The sequence below is a fragment of the Loigolactobacillus backii genome (assembly GCF_001663675.1).
In the GTDB taxonomy this organism is placed as follows: Bacteria; Bacillota; Bacilli; order Lactobacillales; family Lactobacillaceae; genus Loigolactobacillus; species Loigolactobacillus backii.
Genome location: NZ_CP014873.1, coordinates 1,157,216 through 1,176,124 on the forward strand (window position 1 = coordinate 1,157,216; position 18,909 = coordinate 1,176,124).

Sequence of the window (18,909 nt, forward strand, 5' to 3'; positions counted from 1 at the left end):
TGTATTTTACCGGTTTTATTATATTGCAGGATATGTCAGTGGTATGACAGTGTTGCGAAATTATTGATTTTTGTAACGCTCTAGGTATTTGTTTGTTACACCGAGTTGCTATACTAGGTCTCGTTGAATGTGATGGAAACAAATTAGCATTCTACTAAGAAGAGAGTTAGACAAAACAAACAAATCCCATTTAGGAGTGATTCTTATTTTATTAAGTAAACATATCAAAATGTTATTAGTTACAACTGCTGGTGCCGCTGGTTTATTAGTTGGTGGCGTTCAGGCCGCAAATGCCGCAACAGTTACTGCACAACAAGGAGACACGGTTGCCAAGCTAGCTACAAAATACGGTTCAACCGTTGATGCCATTGAAAAAACCAATGGTATTAGCTCAACAACGCATTTGATCTATGCTGGTCATCAATATAATATTCCTGATGGTACAACACAATCTACTGCGTCAACGCAGACAACTGCTGCAACACAGCAAACAACTCCTGTACAGCAGGCACAACCTGTTCAGCAGAAGCAAACTGTAGCGGCGCCAGTTCAGAAACAGGCACCAGTACAACAGACTCAACAAACACAAACAACAAACAATCAAAGTCAGGCACAACCAACAAGCCAAGCAACGATTAGTCAAAGTCAAGCACAGACAACAAGTCAGGCTCCGGCAACGACTAACCAAAGTCAGGCAACTACGCAAACAAGTACAGCTAGTTCATCTGAAGATGCTGCAAAAGCATGGATTGCTAACAAAGAATCTGGTGGTTCATACTCAGCAACTAATGGCCAGTACATTGGTAAATATCAATTAAGTTCTTCATACTTAAATGGTGATTACTCTGCCGCTAACCAGGATCGTGTTGCTAATCAATACGTTACTTCACGCTATGGTTCATGGACTGCTGCCCAGGCTTATTGGCAAGCTAACGGCTCTTACTAAAAGATAGATTAAGAGTTTAAATAACTAAATAAAGATAACGAGGAAGAGACTACGACAAAATTAATTTTGCTGTAGTCTCTTTATTTGTTATAAGTTACGAAAATTAATCCATTTATTTTTTTATTATCCGTTAAATGATAATTTGGTGAAGATATAAGTAAGATTACTAGCTAAAATAATGAAAGCGCTTTATAATTCGTTCATGATCTATTTTTGGGTAATAAGTCAATAAAAGGAGGCCAACAATTATGGCACAAAATGTACAAAAGAAACAAAGCTCACGGGGAATGTTGATGTTAGTGATACTTTGGCTAGCCTACGTTCTATTCGCAATGAACTGGGTAACAGGGTCAACGTTAACGCCTGAAATTATTAAGGCGTTTTTCAAAGGTCCAGTATCGCCATTAACGATGCAAGTAGTAAATTATTCGATTACATTAGCACGAGTTTTTGCTAATTTCTTGGCTGCATTTATTTTAATTAAATTAGGGCCAAAACATGCGGTTACGACTGCACTGGTTCTATTAATGTTTTCAATTATCGCTGTGTGGATTCCTAACTATTGGGGGTACACAGTTGCACGGATGATTATGACTTTAGGTGGTTCGATGATTATTGTTTATATGAACCCTGTAGTAGCGCGTTATGTCCGAACTGATCGTAAAATTATTGCTAATGCACTTAATACGGTTTCGTATAATTTTGGTGCCTTTGTGGTTGCACTAGCCTTTCTATTTGCGGGTAAATTTTTACGTTTTGATTGGCAAATCACATTAACTGTTTTGGCCTCTGTTAGCATTCTTTATTTACTTATTTGGCAATTAGAAGCAGTTAACTTCAACACAAAGCAAGATGTTGATGTCGGTGCACATGAAGAAGTGCATTATGGTTACCGGGATGCAATTCGTGATCCTTTTGTTTGGCACTATTCTTTAGGTTTTGGCGGTTTTCTTTTCCTTTATGTTTTATCGATTACCAGCCTGCCTTCATTATTTGCAACTTATGCACCTCGGGTTAATGGTTCTTTGATTGAATTGATGGTTACTGGTTTTGGTATCTTAGGCACAGTAGTAGGGACTATGATTGGCCTAACCAATCACGCGCGTAAGCCAATTCTTTTTTGGACTGGTGTGTTAATGATTTTAGGCTCAGCGGCTACGTTAATTTTTGCCGCCAAGGCACCTAGTTTGGCTTATGTGGCAGCTGGTGCAACAGGTTTTATTATGTTTATTATGTATCCGCTATATATGAATCTTCCTCACGAAATGCCTGATATGTCACCAGAAAAATTAACGATCATTTTTGGGATGTTCTGGGCAATTTCTTACTTCGTGTACACAATTCTTAATATTATCTGGAGTGTTATTCTAGGCAATTTAGGTTGGACCGCGGCGGGTGAGTTCTGGATTTTCGGTTCGTTATTGTACCTAGTTTTTGTTCTGCAATTACCAGAAACTAAACCACATGAATTACCGAAGTCAATGATTAAGCCAGTTTAATCGTTGTAAAAGGGGAGTTAGAAAATTAATTTTTCACATATCGATTTAGACTTACTTTTTGCAGATATGCTTGTTAAAAATGTTTGGCGGCATAGAAAAATAGGTACACCATTGAAAACCAACGATAATTTGATGAAAAAGTGGTCCTTTTAGTTTTTGCAGTAACTGGTATTGAAGTTAATTGCTAAAGTTTGTTATGATGAATAAGAAACTACGAGTGGCGGCACCGGTGGCTAGAGCTAACGGTGCTGTTTTTTTCGTTAAATGAAGTTGAAAGTGAGTGGGTATTTTGGTGGCACCAAAAAAGTTGCATCGTGTGGATACGACACACTTGGTTTTTATCCTGAAGGGATTGTTGGTTGGTGTTTTAACGGGAATTGTTGTTAGTTTATTTCGCTTGTTTATCGAAAAATCATTAGCGGCGTGGACCTGGGCGTACTTACAGGCTCAAAAACAACCGTTGTTATTATTGGCCATATTAGCTGGCCTCATGTTAATGGCCGTTTTTATTGCCTGGTTGATTAAGGCACAACCACATATTATGGGATCAGGGATTCCGGAAGTTGAAGGCCAGTTAGCCGGAGAGCTAGAAGTTCATTGGTGGTCAATTCTTTGGCGTAAGTTTATTGGCGGAATTTTGGGTATTGGTTCGGGTCTGTTTTTAGGTCGTGAGGGGCCCTCCATTCAGCTTGGTGCCGCGGTTGGTCAAGGAGTTGCCGAACGTTTTAAGGATGGCGGGATGCAGCGGCGCGTTTTAATTGCAAGTGGTGCTGCTTCTGGATTGGCGGCAGCTTTCAATGCACCGATTGCGGGAACTTTGTTTGTTCTGGAGGAGGTTTACCATAATTTTTCTCCTTTAGTGTGGATGAGTTCATTAGCAGGGGCGATTGGTGCTAATTTTGTTACAACTAACTTTTTTGGATTAGTGCCGGTCTTACATATCACTTACGCCCACAGTTTTCCATTGCGACTGTATTGGCATTTAATTTTACTGGGTTTGATTTTAGGTGGTCTGGGTTATTTTTATCAAATTGTCTTATTAAAATTACCAAGTTGGTACGCGCGTTTTATTCGGTTACCACGTTATTTAAACGGGCTGATACCATTTATTCTGGTTATTCCGATTGGTTATTTTTGGCCCCGGACACTGGGTGGTGGCAACGGTGTTATCCTCACTATCGCCAAAGTTAACCCTAGTATTCGTATTTTAATTGGGTTGCTAATTCTTCGGTTCGTTTTTTCGATGATTTCGTATGGCTCTGGATTACCAGGGGGGATTTTCTTACCCATTCTAACGTTAGGGGCAATTATTGGCGCACTTTACGGAACAATTATGTTCCACCTAGGTTTGTTGCCTAAAGATGATATTTTGAATTTACTAATCTTTTCAATGGCAGGTTATTTTGCCGGCATTGGAAAGGCGCCATTTACGGCCATTCTATTAATTACGGAAATGGTTGGAACCTTGCAGCATTTGATGCCGCTGGCAGTTGTTTCGTTAACGGCGTACGTTGTTGTCGACCTATTAGGGGGTGCACCGATTTACGCCTCACTGTTAGAACGGATGAATTTAGGTAAAAAATTAACCGTTTTAAGCGGGAAAAATGACCGAGTAGAGATTCCTATTTTTACGGACAGTCATTTTGCGGAGCAACAAGTTCGGGATATTAAGTGGCCGGATAATACTTTATTGATGGCAATTCGCCGCGGTGAACGGGAAATAATACCGCGGGGTGATACAAGTATTCATTCCGGAGATACGTTAATCGTATTGACGGATCATAATCAGCGGGCACACATTCGGCGAATGCTAACTATACTTGGCAAAAGTCAACCGATGAAGTAATCAATAATAATGAGGGGAAGAACTTTTTTGGAAAAGCAACTTGTTTTTGGACATAAAAGCCCTGATACCGATGCGATTGTTGCTGCAATTGGACTCAGTTATTTAGAAAATCAGTTAGGCAGGAATACAGAGGCAGTTGCTTTAGGTGATCCAACCGCTGAAACGCGCTTTGTTCTGGATTATTTTGGTGAAACAATGCCGCGAGTAATTACTAAGGCGGCAAGTGAAGTGTCAACGGTAATGTTGGTTGATCATAATGAACGGCAACAAAGTATTGCTGATATTGAGCAACTTAAGATATCCGTAGTAGTTGATCATCATTGTCTTGCTAATTTCACAACTGATCGGCCGCTGTATTATCGTGCTGAGCCAGTAGGGTGTACCAGTACTATTTTATGGGAATTGTTTAACGAATTAAACATTGCTATTCCCGTCAAATTGGCCGGACTATTACTATCTGCCATCATTTCGGATACTTTACTATTAAAATCACCAACAACAACTTTGTTTGATCGACGAGCATTAGCCAATTTGGCCACAATTGCTCAAGTTGATCCAGCCTTTTATGGACCAAAAATGTTACGTGCTGGAACACAAGTGGACACGAAATCGGTTCAGCAACTATTAGGTGCCGACGCCAAAGATTTTATAATGGTGGACCACGCAGTAAAAATCGCGAACGTTAACGTTGTGGCGGAGGCGGACATTTTTAAACGGCAGGCCGTGTTTGAACAGGCAATGCAACGAGAGGCGGATACTGGTTATGATTTAGTTATATTAATGGTGACGAATATTTTGCTTGGTCAAGTTGAATTATTAGTGATTGGAAACCAAATAAAGATAGTTGAAACGGCGTTTAATAAAAAGTTGCGGCAAAATCGAATGCAATTACCAAATGTAGTGTCACGAAAAAAACAGATTGTCCCGGCATTAATGGCGGCCTTTAAGCGTTAGAACAATGGACCAAAAAATACTTAAGGCAGAGCAGCATTTTTTGCTAAGTTGTGCCTGGGTAACACTTTTACTAGTATTTTCCGGGTTTATTTAGTGTCCCGTGGAAATCTGAACACCTTCTTTGTACGCGCTGTTAAGCGCCAAAACCTTGAGCTATTCTCTAGAAAAAGAGTTGACTAAGTAACAGCCAATATGCTAAATTTAATATATGAACAATTGAACATATATAAATATGACTGAGGTGTAAAAACATGCAAACGGGCCAAATGACGTACAGTAAAGCATTTAAAATCGGTGTTTTTTTAAATTTACTTTTTATTATTATTGAGGTTGGCTACGGCGTTACTAGTAATTCGTTGGCGTTAATTGCTGATGCTGGGCATAATCTTAGTGACGTCCTTGGTCTTGCCGTTTCGTGGATTGCTGTTTGGTTAAGTGGTAAAAATTCTAATCAGCGTTACACCTATGGCTATAAAAGTTCATCCATTCTTGCGGCCTTACTAAACGCAATTTTTCTTTTAATTGCAGTTGGTGGGATAGCAACGGAAGCCATTCAACGTTTTAATCAGCCAGCGGCAGTTGCTGGTTGGCCGGTTATTATTGTTGCAGCGATTGGTGTATTAATTAATGGGTTTACTGCGTTGTTATTTATGTCCGGGCGAAAAAAGGATTTAAACATTAAAGGAGCCTTCTTGCACATGGCGGCCGACGCTGGGGTTTCAATTGGCGTTGTTATTGCTGGATTTCTGATGTTATTTACAGGTTGGACGTGGCTTGATCCGTTAATTAGTTTACTGATTGCGTTGCTAATTCTTTTTGGGACTTGGGGCCTATTACGGGATGCACTCAATTTGGCTTTGGCAGCAGTCCCGGCAGCGATCAATCTTCCTGAAGTGAGGCAGGCCATCGAGGCGCATCCTGAAGTGAAGGCAATCCATGATTTACACATTTGGGCAATCGGAACCACTGATACGGCTCTAACTGTCCACATTGTTCGAACTGAATTAGCTAATAATAATGAATTGTTAGAAAACTTAAATCAAGAATTAATGACCAAATTTGCTATTAATCACGTCACGATTCAACCTGAATTAGGCAAGGTCACTCAAGAAACCTCAGACAATTGCATTTAACCAGGGCGTATCCAAAAAATATGCCGGTTCTGCGCTGCAATTAGTCACAAAAGTGCAGATAGCTTTTTATACTGTAAACAATTGTAATTTAGGTCTTTCAGGTTCGCCTAATAACTAAATTTTAGGTACTTGTACAAATAATGTGAGTAGGGTCTAGCAACAGTATTTTTAGATGTGCTTGAACCATTTTTTGCAAAATTCACAAAAATAGTTTTGCTGTTCCATATTAGCTGCAAATGAAATTAATTTTTGACATACTGGAAGTGGACAAACAAAATTAAAGTGAGTTGAAATAATGAAGAGAATTACCATGAAAAATATTCGTCAAGCTTTATTAATGTTGGTTGCCCTAGAAATTATCGCAATTAGTATCAATTTATTTTACGCACCGCATCAGGTTGCTGCTGGTGGTGCAACTGGGATCGCTATCCTATTGGAAGCAGCCTTCAATTGGAACGTTTCGCTAGTCGTTTTAGTTATTAATCTAGTGATGCTGGTTCTTTCTTACTTATTCTTGGGCAAAGGGACGACCTTAAGAATTATGGCCGGAAGTTTTTTGCTGCCAGTTTTCTTGGCACTAACGCCGCAGGTTAAAGTGGTTAATGATCGATTGCTGGCCGTAATTGTGGGTGGCGCGATTTTTGCGATTGGCCTGTCGATCCTCTATCGGATTGACGCCTCTAGCGGCGGAACGTCGGTGCCACCACTGATTATAAAAAAATATTTCCAAATTAAACCTTCGATTAGTCTTTTAGTAATTGATGGCATTGTTTGTTTCTTTAATATCTTTGTTTCCGGAACAGAAGCGTTTATTCTGGCACTGTTTTCATCAGTGATTACTTCGATACTGATGAACTATATTGAGACTGGTTTAGATCGTAAACGAGCAGTTTACATTATGAGCAATGAGGATTTAGCAGAGATTAAAATTCGTTTGTTACAACGGCTGGAAAAGGGACTGACCGTTTTTGCTGTAACGGGTGGTTATACCGGGGTTGAACGGGAAATGTTAATGTTAGTGGTTGAAAATCAAGATTATCAGGACGTCATTAACCAGATTCACGCAGTAGATTCGACGGCCTTTATCTTCACAACGCCAATTACCGAAATTCACGGTGGTCAAATTTAAAAGTAGGAAAAGGTTTGATTTTTGCAAATTTTCCGGCTGTAATAGCGATAAATATAAATAGGAGCAAGTGGGACAAAAGATGGTTTTGTCCCACTTGTTCCTAATTTAATTAATCAATTGAATTAGCCTTTGTACTATGGCTGTTTAATTAGCGATTACGAATGGTTTCGACTAACTCACGGCAGCCAATAACGACAAGGCTAACGCCGAAGATTTGTAGACCGAAGAGTACACTACGGAAAGGATTAAAGAGTAAGAAACCACCGACAATGATGATAATTGCGCTGTAAATAATCTCGGGGAAGCGACTAACGTTTACAAAATGACGGTGATTAAGCACGCCGACTAAGTGGCTAATTCCATAAATTAGAATGATAATTCCCAATAGGAAAGGCAACATGCTCACCAGGCCCGGGGCAAAGATTAGAACGAACAGTGCGGCCAAGCAAAGGACAATTCCAGAAGTACGCTGGTTTCTGTAACGACCACTTTGTTTAAATTCTTTATGCGCGGCCCATAAGGCAATAACCCCGAGGTAGATTAGATAAAGGGCAATTAGATAAATGACAATTTTAAAGATTGGGTGAGGCCAGATAATTAAAGCAATACCCGCAACAATGGCCAATAGCGTTTGCAGTACGCGATTTTTTTTAAATGAATTTGACATAGATAAGCTCCTCTCAAGTTTTTTACTTACTTCAAAGCCTACCACATTTAGCAGGCAGTACCATACGCCTTGAGACGGAAATTAGGCGGGAAAATAAAAAAACGTTTCGGTTAGCGGCTAGATAATAACTCGTTTTCGCCGTACTAACAAGAAACGTTTTTTTCATTAAACCTGTAAGTATTTAATAAGTACTTTTAAGTAATTGCTAACGGAGCAAATCTAAAACGACAATTATTTCGCTGTCTTCAATGCCGCGCATACAGTGGAGCTCACCTTTTTCCATTACGACGACTTTGCCAGGGTAGATCTCTTCGCTGTACCCATCTGTTTTGAATTCAATTCGGCCCTTAACCGGAATAACAACCCCGTGGGCTGGTGCCGGGTGAAGTTTACCATTACCGGTAATTTGTCCCTTTGCGATGATGCGGTGCCCAATTCGTTGTCCGTCGCTATTTAAAAGATGTTCGTGAACATCTGTACCTTGTGTACCTGTCAAAAATTGCATTGTGCCACTTCCCTTATTTCATTGACGTGGAAACCACGTTAAGTCTATTAAAGAAAAGGAAAAGTGAAAAGTCAATTAAAATTTCTTCATGTTACTAAAAATAAAAGCGCTACCGTCGCTACTTAATTTTCCAAAGGCTTAAACTTACGCTAAGAGTTGAGCGAAGTTTGGAAAAATTAGTTCATTTTATGTTAAAATAGCAAACATGATGAATTGTGCGGCTGGTCTTATTTAGTAACAGGTTAAGAACTAACTAGCCGTATTTTTTATAACTATGACTCGGAATAAGGTAGTCAAAGCACTACTTTTGATTTAAAAATGGAGGGTATGCACATGTGTGGCATCATCGGCTTTGCAGGCGGCGCTTTAAATCTTGAGGATAAGCAAACAATCCTTGATAAACAGGTAGAAGTTATTAAACATCGAGGCCCTAACGACAAGGGCTCTTTTGTTGATGACGATGTTGCGCTAGGTTTTCGGCGCCTATCAATTATTGATTTAACTAATGGTAAACAACCAATCTATAATGCCGATAATTCGAAATTAATTGTTTTTAACGGTGAAATTTATAACTATCAGGAAGTTCGTGATGAATTAGAAGGTCTAGGCTACGTTTTCAAAACGCACACTGACACTGAAAGCCTTCTTCACGGCTATGAAGCGTGGGGTCCTGATGTGTTAAAGAAGGTCCGGGGAATGTTTACTTTCTTTATTTGGGACACGGTTAAGGAAGAACTATTTGGCGCCCGGGACTTTTTCGGAATTAAACCACTTTATTATACTTATCTAGATGATGGTACTTTTATGTTTTCATCTGAGTTAAAAACATTTATGAAGCACCCTAAGTTTAAGAAGCAATTAAACAAAGAGGCGTTAAAACCGTACTTGATGAATCAGTATAATGACCTAGATGAAACCTTCTTTAAGGGCGTCTTTAAATTTCCTGCGGGCCATTATTTTATTTGGAAAGACGGTAAGGTGGACGTTGAACAATACTGGGATGCGGACTATACGCAAAACAACCTAAGTTTTGAAGATACAGTTAAGGAAATTAATAAGTCGGTTGAGGAATCAGTTAAATACCATAATATTGCTGATGTTCCGGTAGGTAGTTTCTTATCTGAAGGGGTTGATAGTAGCTACGTTACCAGTATCCTTAAACCACAAAAGGTGTTTAGTGTTGGTTTTGACGAGGCTTACAACGAAGCTGGCCGAGCCAAAGAGTTATCCGATAAACTAGGGTTAGAATTCAAGCAAACCACTGTAACGGCCGAGGAAGCCTTTGATAAGTTTCCGCTGATGCAATATCACATGGATGATCCCGATGGCAATCCAAGCTTGATTCCACTGTGGTTTTTATGTGAATTAGCCGCCAAAGATGTTACTGTTGTGCTATCTGGTGAAGGTGCCGACGAAATGTTTGCCGGTTATGTGAACTACGGAATGCACACGCATAATGAGGTTATTAAGGTCTTTGCTTCTGGTCTAAAAAAATTACCCCGCAATACCCGTTACCATTTGGCACAACGAATTAAGAAGGGCAGTAACTTCCGTGGCAAGGTTCATCTGTATACTACTTTGGCAAAACCAAGCGAATATTATGTGGGTCAATCGGTCATTTATAATTTTGAACAACCAACTATTTTTACGGCCAAACAGGCCAATGGTTTGGTGACTGAAAAATACCGTAATACGCTTGATATTAGAGGAAATTATACCCACGACTTTAAAAAAGTTGCTAACATTGATGAAGTGAAACAAATGCAGTACATTGATCTGCATCACTTTATGTATAACGATATTTTACAAAAGGCTGATAAAATATCGATGGCACACAGTTTGGAATTACGGGTACCATTTTTAGACGTTAAGGTTGCTCAATTGGCCAACAGCATTCCCACTAAGTACCTGCTGAATAACAAGGATACTAAGTATGCATTCCGCAAGGCCTCTGAAATGCATTTACCGAAGAGTTGGGCTGATCGACCTAAGTTGGGCTTCCCGGTTCCAATTAAGCAGTGGTTAGCTGAGGATAAGTATTACCAGAAGGTTCGGGATTTATTCACCCAGGATTTTGTTCAAGAATTTTTTGAGCAAGATAAAATTTTGAATATCTTGGACAAAACACATTCTGGTGAGCTAAATGGCCGACGTGAAGTTTGGGTCATTTATACATTCTTAGTTTGGTACCAGGATTACTTCATTAACTTAGATCAATTTCAATAAAAGGTTACAAAAAAGTCAAACTACGTTGTCGCAAAAGCGATTTGGTAGTTTGACTTTTTTAGCCTTTTTAATTTGCTTGAATAGCGAGATCCAACCATTTACTAAAGAATGGATAGAGGTGATTCAATTCATAAATTTGGGTTTCTGGATCGGGATAGTGGAGGCTCAATGTTTCATTTTGTGAGTTAATTGTTAGTTCAAGTTCTTTTTGATTTGGTAATTCTAACTTATAAGTACCAATCGTACTACCAGTTTTCATTAAAATATTATTACTGGAAGAGGTCACAAAAAGATCCTCTAGACAAGGTAATGCATCAACTTCAACCGCCGAAATGGTTAAGGTTAATTCATGGTTTAGTAGATCAGGAATTGTTTCGGCTTCCCAAGTAAATAGACCACTATCGGATATTTTGGAACGGCCGAGATCCGTCACGTCATTTTTTTCATCATCGTTAACTTTAAAATGACGAACATCAAAATTGCCAATATTGATGCTAAGCTTGGCCGGTTCATGAACGTTATCAGTAACGATTGTCCGAGTTGAAAAGCTCTTGTCCGCCGGGAAAATAACTTTAAAGTTCAGGTTATTAACTGGTTGCAGGACAGTTTCCCGCGGTGTTTGAAATTGAATTTTAGCCGCATAAAGCAGTTTGATCATTTGCATAAGGGCAGGAAATTGTTCCTCATCCATAAAGTAGGCCTCAGAAGCGTTTTCTTTGATTTGTTGTAGCGTTGGTAAATGTTGGGCCGTTAAGTAAGCCTTGGCTGTCAACGCCTCGTTAATTGAAAATAAGATTGTGTTATTTTGACCGTCGTCACTAGCGTAGTTAAGATTGATTGCCAGCCGTTGATTAGTATCCGACGCAACATTCATCCAAATGTGTTCCAATAATTCAGCCTGGCTGATTAACTTATCGTTATTAAAGGCCTCCCAGATTTTATCGGCGAAAACGCGCGTATAACTGGCAGTTAGCTCTAGTAGTGCCTGATCATTTTGCATCCATTGTTGTTTATCAATAACGTACTGGCGCTGTTTTTGGTAAAGGGTCATCGTTGTTTGCCGAATTTGGCCAATATCTGCTGGTGCAGCAATTAGATCTCTTAGCTGTGGCTGGTTAAAATTAAGCATGCTGGTCATCTCCTTCGCTAGCTAGATTAGGTGCTACCTGAAGATTATCTAAATAGCTTTCTTGAATATGAACCAGTGCATTTTCAAATTGAGTTAGCGAGCTATACTGATTGACGATTGCTTGGTATTCGTAGCGAATGACGGCCACTTCAACTTCTAACTGTCGTTTTTGCTCATCATAATGGGTATCGGCCAATTGTTTGGCGGCGGTAAAACGAGTCTTTAGATCATCAATTTCTGCCGCATTTGGTGCGGGAGTGGTTGTTTCAGAGTCCGCGGTCTCTTCATTTCCAGAATTATTGTCCATAAAATTAAGTAAATTTTTTAAGCGGCCACTATTCTGTTGTGGTGCCTTATCCCGATTTAGGCGGGACTGTGCTACGGCAGAGTCCGCGTTTTCTGTTGCTCGATCTAGATCGGCATGTAATTCGTTGGCCTCTTGGTAAAGCTGCTCGTGTAATTGATCTAATCGATTCTGTAAGTAGTTATCATTGTCCTTTTCGTAACCTTCAAGCTCAGGGAGAATTTGTTGTTGCAATTCATCCGTTTGAATAATTTGTCGATTCCACACGTCTAAAACACCAAATTGACGACGGTGGTACCAATCACCAAACATAACAACTCCTTCACTGTTAATTTCGAAGAAAGGAATATAAGTGCGTAACCATTTGGTAAGGCCTCTTTGTAAATAGGCTTTAAGCTCAGCTTGTGCTTGTTTATCGTAGGCCAGAATATAGGCCGGTACTTCCGAGGTCTCTAAACGAAGAGATGAGGCCGTTGTATCAATTTTACGATAGAGTTCTAAATCTGAACGATCGTGCCATGCCTGCGCAAAATCGATAAAAAACTGTTTTTGGTAGTTTAAACATTTTTCCGTATCCATTAGCGAAACTCCCCCGAATTTTTATTTAATTAACGCCAGAACAGTTGCTTTGCGCCAAAGCTGTTAATTGTTATAACGTAAAATTATTCTCTATAATTCTATTCTACAGCTTTTGAACGGTGCTTGGAAAGGATTAATGTTGCTTTAGTAAGATTCCTAGTGTAATTTTAAAGATTATTATCAAAAAATGAAAGTAGCAGTATTTTTAGGGGAAACTTATTTTAAATTGTTGCTGGGTAATTTTGAATTTTTAGTTCTTTTCTTCAGGTTAATATAAAAATTAAGTAGCTAAATAGAGGTAGGAGTGGAATAAAAGTCGCTTTTGGTGTACGTTCTAGAGTAATATGCACGGGAAAATAAAAACGAGGCTAGGATTTTTGTCCCAGCCTCGCCCCTATTAAAGTTATAACGTAAGAAAAGATTACTTTACAATACTTTAAAAAATTTAATTAGTCAGTAATTTGTTGGTGACCGTCTTCAATTGCCATTGCGTTTTGTGCAGCAACGTTCATGATATTCCACGGACGATTAAAGTTTGGCATAAAGAAGAAATCAGCGTAAGCTAAGTCATCAATTGTCCACTTAGCGGAAATTGCAACGGAAATGGCGTTAATATTAGCCGTTTCATTTAAGGTAGACATGATTTGACCGCCTAGAACACGACGAGTCTTTGGTTCGTAAATTAACTTAAACCAAACAGGTGCGTTACCAGCCTCATCAGGAACAAATGATGGGCGGGCAGTATCTTTGACCAAGACTGCTTTAACATCAAGGCCCATGAAGCCAGCAGTGGCTTCTTTAACGCCAGTTGAAGCAAACTTATAGTCAAATAATGAGTAGGCCACTGAACCGTTAACACTTGGGACGGGTTGATTAGCATTAACTAAATTCTTACCAGCAAAACGGCCTTGACGACGAGCGTTAGTTGCTGATGGAATAGGAGCAAGTGCGTTTCCAGCAGGGCCAAACTTAACCATTGTTGCGTCACCAACAGCAAAAATGTCGGGTTGGCTAGTTTGCATATATTCGTTAGTCTTAATTCGACCTTTTTTGTCTAATTCAAGCGTATCACTCAACCAATCCGTTGCGTAAGTTGTACCAGTAGCCTCGACAACAAGATCAGCTGGATATTCACCCTTATCGGTAATAACCTTAGTAACTTTTCCAGCTTGACCTTCATAGCGCTGAACAGTTTGGCCAGGGGCAGGCGTAATATTATGCTTAGTCATTTCATCCGTCAAGATATCGGTGAATTCTTTGTCTAAGTACGCTGAGAATAAACGATCAGGCTGGTCAATGAAAGTAACGTGTTTACCAGCAAGTGAGTAGATTTCAGCAAGCTCAATTCCAAAGCCGATAACGACAACGTTTTGGACGTCTGGATCAACGGTCTTTTGTTTGAGCTTAATTGCCCAATCACGACCACGCATGCTATAGATATTGTCTAGGTCACGGCCAGGAACCTTAAGTTCTGCAGGGTTGGCACCAGGACTAAGAACTAATTTATCGTAATTCTCGTCGCGTTCGGAACCATCATTATGATTTTGAACGTGAACAGTATGTTTTTTTGGATCAACTGCAGTGATTTCTTCACGAGTATAGACGTCAACACCCTTGGCCTTCATGCCTTCAGGAGTAGCATAGCGAACGCTGTTAACGTCCTTGACCACGCCCTCTAAGTAGAGCTGCATCCCACAAGATAGGAAGGAGAGAAAATCACCTTTTTCGTACCACTGAATTTTTGCGTCTGGATAGTCAGAAAGTGTCTCACGGACTGCCTCATAACCACCATGTGATGAACCGACAACAATAACCTTCATTAAAAATCAGCCTCCTAAATTTCATTTAGTACAGACTTATTATAGCAAGAAAACGTTTAATAGTATAGTTTTCTTTTAATAATCATTATCAACTGGAAAGGCTGCTTTTACTTAGTTGCTGATTAATTAATGCTAAATTACAAATAAATAGTTATTCTAATTTAAGTCAGATTTAAAAATGGCTTTCATCAACATTTCATAACAAAACTGGCGTAAATGTATTTTTTCAAACACACTTACGCCAGTTTGGTCAAGAAATATTCTTGTAGAAGTGATTTTCAAACACAATTGTTGCCGAAAATCGGTAAATTCAAGCGACAAAGTTAGCGGGGCAGCAATAATTTTCAATCGTAAAGTGGGATCTGGCTGCCTTGAGCTGGTTTCTGAATTTAATCCTTCTTTTTTTTCTTCATTACATTGCGAAAACGGTGATCAACTTCCTTGCTCCAAAACCCTCCAGAAAATTCAGTGGGCTCTTCAACCATGACAAATGCCTCTGGCGATAATTCCTTGATCGATTGCATTAAACGTTTATCGGCCTTCCGCGGTGCCAAAATGCTAAGAATTAAACGGGCACCATCACGACCGTAGCCCCAGGTTTCGGTGACACCATAACCACGGTCACGTAATTTTTCAGGTAAATCATGATTTTGTTGATAATTAGGTGCGTCATCGTTAATTTGGACGGTAACTTGGAAATTAACGTAACCTAAGGCCACCCGATCCTCCAACAAAATGCCGAGGTAAATCCCAATCCCGAAACCAATCGCATATGCAGCAACGTTAAGTGGTTTATCAATGTTCTGCAACGCGATTGCCAAAGCAATAACGTAAACTAATTCTTCGACAACGGCAAGTAAGGGTGCGAGATAACGCGAACGGCGAACAACTAACATTGTCCGTAAAGTATTTAATGTAATGTATCCGGCATTTAATAGTAAAATAGTTAAAGCAAGCTTCATAAAATCATCCTTTCGATTTAAACTAATGATTCTTCGGTCAGAATAAGTAAAGCATATCAAGTTTACGTGTTAAAAAGTAAAGATATGCTTGACCTAATACCGACACTAATTTGGTGAAATGGTAAATATAAATTGAATAATAAGTGAGTGTATCTGGTTTATACTGTAGGGAAGGTCAATAAGAAAATTAAAAATTGTGACATCTTTTAACCTAACAACAGTTAAGCAAATTTTATAACTAATCTGATATAAATCAACAATTATGAGGAGAAAAATAACGTGAGAAATGTTTATCGTGGTACTGTGGACCCTGCAATAACGACAGGTTGGGATTTTAATGGAACAAATGCCGCAAATTATTTACGAGCTCATTTAGATGGCGTTTGGCAAACTGCACAAACGCAAGGTGGCACTGGCCAACCACCGTTTACGTTAGAACAAGCGGAACTCGATAACTTGCAGACATTTACGCAATTTGATTTTGAAATTACGCGGCGTGCCGCACTTAATAGTTCCTTTGGTCAGTGGTACCAAGATTTTTTGATTAATTTATTAACGGATAAAACAAAATTAAAATTTTGGCCTAAAAAGCAAATTACGGATCATGGTCTGGCACATTTTAAGCACGATATGTATTATTGCTTATTGTTGGCGCAATTAGATCAAATGGCACAGCGGGATGCGCTTGTTCTACTGTTAACCGCGGCGCTACATGATATCGGGCGTTTTGATAATACTGCAGAAACAAGTCACGGGGAGCTAGCAGTTGAAAAGTTTTTGGCCTTATTTGAAATGACCAAGCAAACGGCCAATTATACGGCCCTGACGACGGCGTTTAATTTGCAGGTGTTAGCGCCATTAAATAGTACGAGTAATGCGCCTATTCCTGAGTTGACCAAAAATGATATGCACACAATTTTAGATCTAGTTGCGTATCATTGCCGTGATGAGCAGCAGGCAGCAGTGGATTTTAAGGCGGCGTATAACGATCGGGCTGCTGGACGCCGAATTAGATTGTTGGCCTACTTTAAAGATGCGGACGCACTAGATCGTGTTCGTTTTGCCGGGTTAGACGTAGGTTATTTACGGCAAGCGACTAGTAAGCGATTAGTTAGTATTGCGTGGCAGGCACAGGCTAAAATTTAAAAAGATTAGCCATTTAGAGCGGGAGTGGGCCAAAAGTCGTTTTTGGGTTCACTGCGTAACGCAGGCTAATCCTCAGAAGCTAACCGCTTTTTCAAATACTCTTTAGATTAAAATTAAATGATAAAAATTAGTTGACACTCATTAATTAGCGTGATAAGCTCTTATTAATCTCATAAATGAACGTTGAACGTCATACATGAAGTAGTTTAATTATCTGGGTGTCAGAAAGTCGGTGGGTGCTGCGAATCGATCAGGATAATTTAACCAAATACTTTGGCGGAGTTTCAATTTTGAACGGCTAATAACTAGATTCCGTTATCATCTAGTGAGTGGAGGGTAAGTTTGACTTACTTTCAAACTGGGTGGTACCACGGTAAATCGTCCCTATTGCAATTATTTGCAGTAGGGATTTTTTTATGGCCAAAATTTTGAGAAAAGAGTGCGGATAAATGTTGAAAACTTGTGGTGGGATGCCTCGTTACTGATTTTTTAAACGAATTTGACAAAGTTGGTTTGAAAAATTGAAAGAGGTAAATAAAATGAAAAAAATTCAAAAAGTAAACGTTGTGGAAGCAGGTTTAATTTTAATCATCGTTTTAGGCATTATGGGTGTTGGCGTCATTGGTTTTGGTCTATCACCACAAGTTCCCGTAATGTTGGCGATGAGTGTTGTTATTCTGTGGGCCAAACTACGCCATTTTGATTGGGAAAGTGTGAATAGCGGGATTAAAGAAGGAATCGAAAAGGGCATCATTCCGATTTTTATTTTTATTTTAATCGGCGCCATGATTAGTACGTGGATTGCTTCAGGCACGATTCCATCTTTAATGGTACTTGGTTTTAAGATTATTAGCGTTCGCTGGTTCTTACCCTCAGTTTTTGTAGTTTGTACCTTAGTTGGTGCGGCAGTTGGGAGTGCCTTCACTGTTTCATCAACTGTCGGAATTGCATTTATGGGGATGGGAATTACGATGAATTTAAATCCGGCGATGGTTGCTGGTGCAATTATTTCTGGTGCAATTTTTGGCGATAAATTATCACCACTTTCCGAAACAAATAATTTGGCTTCGGCTGTCGTCGATACGGATCTTTTTCAGCACATTAAGAATTTACTTTGGTCAACGTTGCCAGCCGGTGTTTTAACGTTTATTCTATTTGCCATCATTGGTCACGACGATGCGACCACGAGTTTAGTCAAAATTAATCAAACTGTTGCTGTTTTGAACACACACTTTAACATTTCTTTTTGGGCAATTATTCCGATTTTACTAGTTTTTGTTTGTGCCGGTTTCAAAATGCCCGCCGTCCCAACGATGTTACTCAATGTTCTTGTGACTAGTGCCATGATTTTTATCGAACAACCTAGCCTCCCTATTAAACAGTTGGCGTCAATCATTACGGATGGCTTTGTAGCTAAAACTGGCAACGCTACGGTGAACACGTTATTATCTCGTGGGGGCATTGTTAGTATGATGCCAACCGTTGCGTTAATTGTTCTAACTCTGTCACTGGGGGGCCTATTAGTGAAGTTTGGTTTGATTAGCGCCGTAATGACGCCTTTAGCCAAACACTTAAATAGTGATGGTAAGTTAGTGACTGCCGGGATTGTTACTTGTCTTGGGGTTAATATCTTCGTTGGGGAACAATTTTTATCAATTATTTTACCTGGACGTGCGTTTAAAAAAGCGTTTAACGATGGCGGTTTGGCCAATGATGCCTTAGGGCGTGTACTTGAAGATGGTGGCACGGTCATTAACTACTTAGTTCCTTGGGGCGTTGGCGGTGTTTTCTTAGCAAATACGCTTGGGGTACCAACGATTCATTACTTACCATTTGTTTTTTTCAGTCTTTTGTGCCCAGTATTATCGATCTTAAGCGGTTTTACTGGTGTAGGTTTAAAACATTTGCAACCTAAGACCAAAAAAGTACCTTCCGCTGATTTGCAAAATTCTTCAGTAAACTAAAATAATTAACAAGGATAGTGCCGGAAATTCAATCATTAACTGAGTTTCCGGCACTATCTTTGTTAGTTAGGTCGACTATAATTTCGTACGTGCCTTATAC

The 18,909-nt window shown here is 39.5% G+C and carries 15 protein-coding genes; 9 read left to right on the forward strand and 6 right to left on the reverse strand.

From position 1 onward, the window contains the following. The first annotated feature begins 229 nt into the window (after nt 1-229). The 6 genes from apf (at nt 230) to AYR53_RS05040 (ending at nt 7,507) form a co-directional block, all read left to right on the forward strand. Nucleotides 230-946, forward strand: a complete 717-nt coding sequence (gene apf, locus AYR53_RS05015) for an aggregation-promoting factor (protein ID WP_068281214.1) — start codon at nt 230-232, stop codon at nt 944-946. A 248-nt stretch (nt 947-1,194) separates the two neighbouring features. Then, nucleotides 1,195-2,445, forward strand: a complete 1,251-nt coding sequence (locus AYR53_RS05020) for an MFS transporter (RefSeq protein WP_068225693.1) — start codon at nt 1,195-1,197, stop codon at nt 2,443-2,445. 289 nt (nt 2,446-2,734) lie between these two features. Beyond that, on the forward strand, nt 2,735-4,291 hold the full coding sequence (locus AYR53_RS05025) for a ClC family H(+)/Cl(-) exchange transporter (RefSeq protein WP_068226261.1): 1,557 nt from the start codon (nt 2,735-2,737) through the stop codon (nt 4,289-4,291). 27 nt (nt 4,292-4,318) lie between these two features. Next, a complete protein-coding gene (locus AYR53_RS05030; protein ID WP_068225692.1) occupies nt 4,319-5,245 on the forward strand; it encodes a manganese-dependent inorganic pyrophosphatase in 927 nt (308 codons plus the stop codon). A gap of 251 nt (nt 5,246-5,496) precedes the next feature. Continuing rightward, entirely contained in the window at nt 5,497-6,378 is an 882-nt protein-coding gene (locus AYR53_RS05035) for a cation diffusion facilitator family transporter (RefSeq protein WP_238595638.1), read from the forward strand. A 295-nt stretch (nt 6,379-6,673) separates the two neighbouring features. Next, nucleotides 6,674-7,507: a YitT family protein gene (locus tag AYR53_RS05040; RefSeq protein ID WP_068225691.1), complete on the forward strand. Its 834-nt coding sequence runs from the start codon at nt 6,674-6,676 to the stop codon at nt 7,505-7,507. A gap of 148 nt (nt 7,508-7,655) precedes the next feature. Here the strand turns inward: AYR53_RS05040 and AYR53_RS05045 are convergent, their stop codons facing one another. Both AYR53_RS05045 and AYR53_RS05050 read right to left on the reverse strand, forming a co-directional pair. Next, a complete protein-coding gene (locus tag AYR53_RS05045) occupies nt 7,656-8,174 on the reverse strand; it encodes a DUF308 domain-containing protein (RefSeq protein WP_068281213.1) in 519 nt (172 codons plus the stop codon). Nucleotides 8,175-8,379: 205 nt separating this feature from the next. After that, entirely contained in the window at nt 8,380-8,679 is a 300-nt protein-coding gene (locus AYR53_RS05050; RefSeq protein ID WP_068281212.1) for a cupin domain-containing protein, read from the reverse strand. 333 nt (nt 8,680-9,012) lie between these two features. Here AYR53_RS05050 and asnB point away from each other — a divergent pair, with 333 nt between their 5' ends. Continuing rightward, complete coding sequence (gene asnB / locus AYR53_RS05055; protein ID WP_068281211.1) at nt 9,013-10,905, forward strand: asparagine synthase (glutamine-hydrolyzing); 1,893 nt, start codon at nt 9,013-9,015, stop codon at nt 10,903-10,905. Between the two features lie 67 nt (nt 10,906-10,972). Here the strand turns inward: asnB and AYR53_RS05060 are convergent, their stop codons facing one another. The 4 genes from AYR53_RS05060 to AYR53_RS05075 all read right to left on the reverse strand — a co-directional run bounded on the left by AYR53_RS05060 (nt 10,973) and on the right by AYR53_RS05075 (nt 15,699). Further along, on the reverse strand, nt 10,973-12,034 hold the full coding sequence (locus AYR53_RS05060; RefSeq protein WP_068225687.1) for a hypothetical protein: 1,062 nt from the start codon (nt 12,032-12,034) through the stop codon (nt 10,973-10,975). Next, the gene (locus AYR53_RS05065; protein ID WP_068225686.1) at nt 12,027-12,917 is read right to left on the reverse strand and encodes a hypothetical protein; all 891 of its coding nucleotides are present in this window, start codon (nt 12,915-12,917) and stop codon (nt 12,027-12,029) included. Before AYR53_RS05065 ends, AYR53_RS05060 begins: the two co-directional genes overlap by 8 nt. A gap of 449 nt (nt 12,918-13,366) precedes the next feature. Then, a complete protein-coding gene (locus tag AYR53_RS05070) occupies nt 13,367-14,737 on the reverse strand; it encodes an FAD-dependent oxidoreductase (protein ID WP_068281210.1) in 1,371 nt (456 codons plus the stop codon). A gap of 389 nt (nt 14,738-15,126) precedes the next feature. Continuing rightward, a complete protein-coding gene (locus tag AYR53_RS05075) occupies nt 15,127-15,699 on the reverse strand; it encodes a DUF2179 domain-containing protein (RefSeq protein ID WP_068225684.1) in 573 nt (190 codons plus the stop codon). Between the two features lie 279 nt (nt 15,700-15,978). Here AYR53_RS05075 and AYR53_RS05080 point away from each other — a divergent pair, with 279 nt between their 5' ends. Beyond that, nucleotides 15,979-16,845, forward strand: coding sequence for a hypothetical protein (locus tag AYR53_RS05080; RefSeq protein WP_068281209.1), 867 nt, complete (start codon nt 15,979-15,981; stop codon nt 16,843-16,845). Between the two features lie 539 nt (nt 16,846-17,384). Next, a complete protein-coding gene (gene nhaC, locus AYR53_RS05085; RefSeq protein WP_068225682.1) occupies nt 17,385-18,809 on the forward strand; it encodes a Na+/H+ antiporter NhaC in 1,425 nt (474 codons plus the stop codon). Nucleotides 18,810-18,909 lie beyond the last annotated feature (100 nt).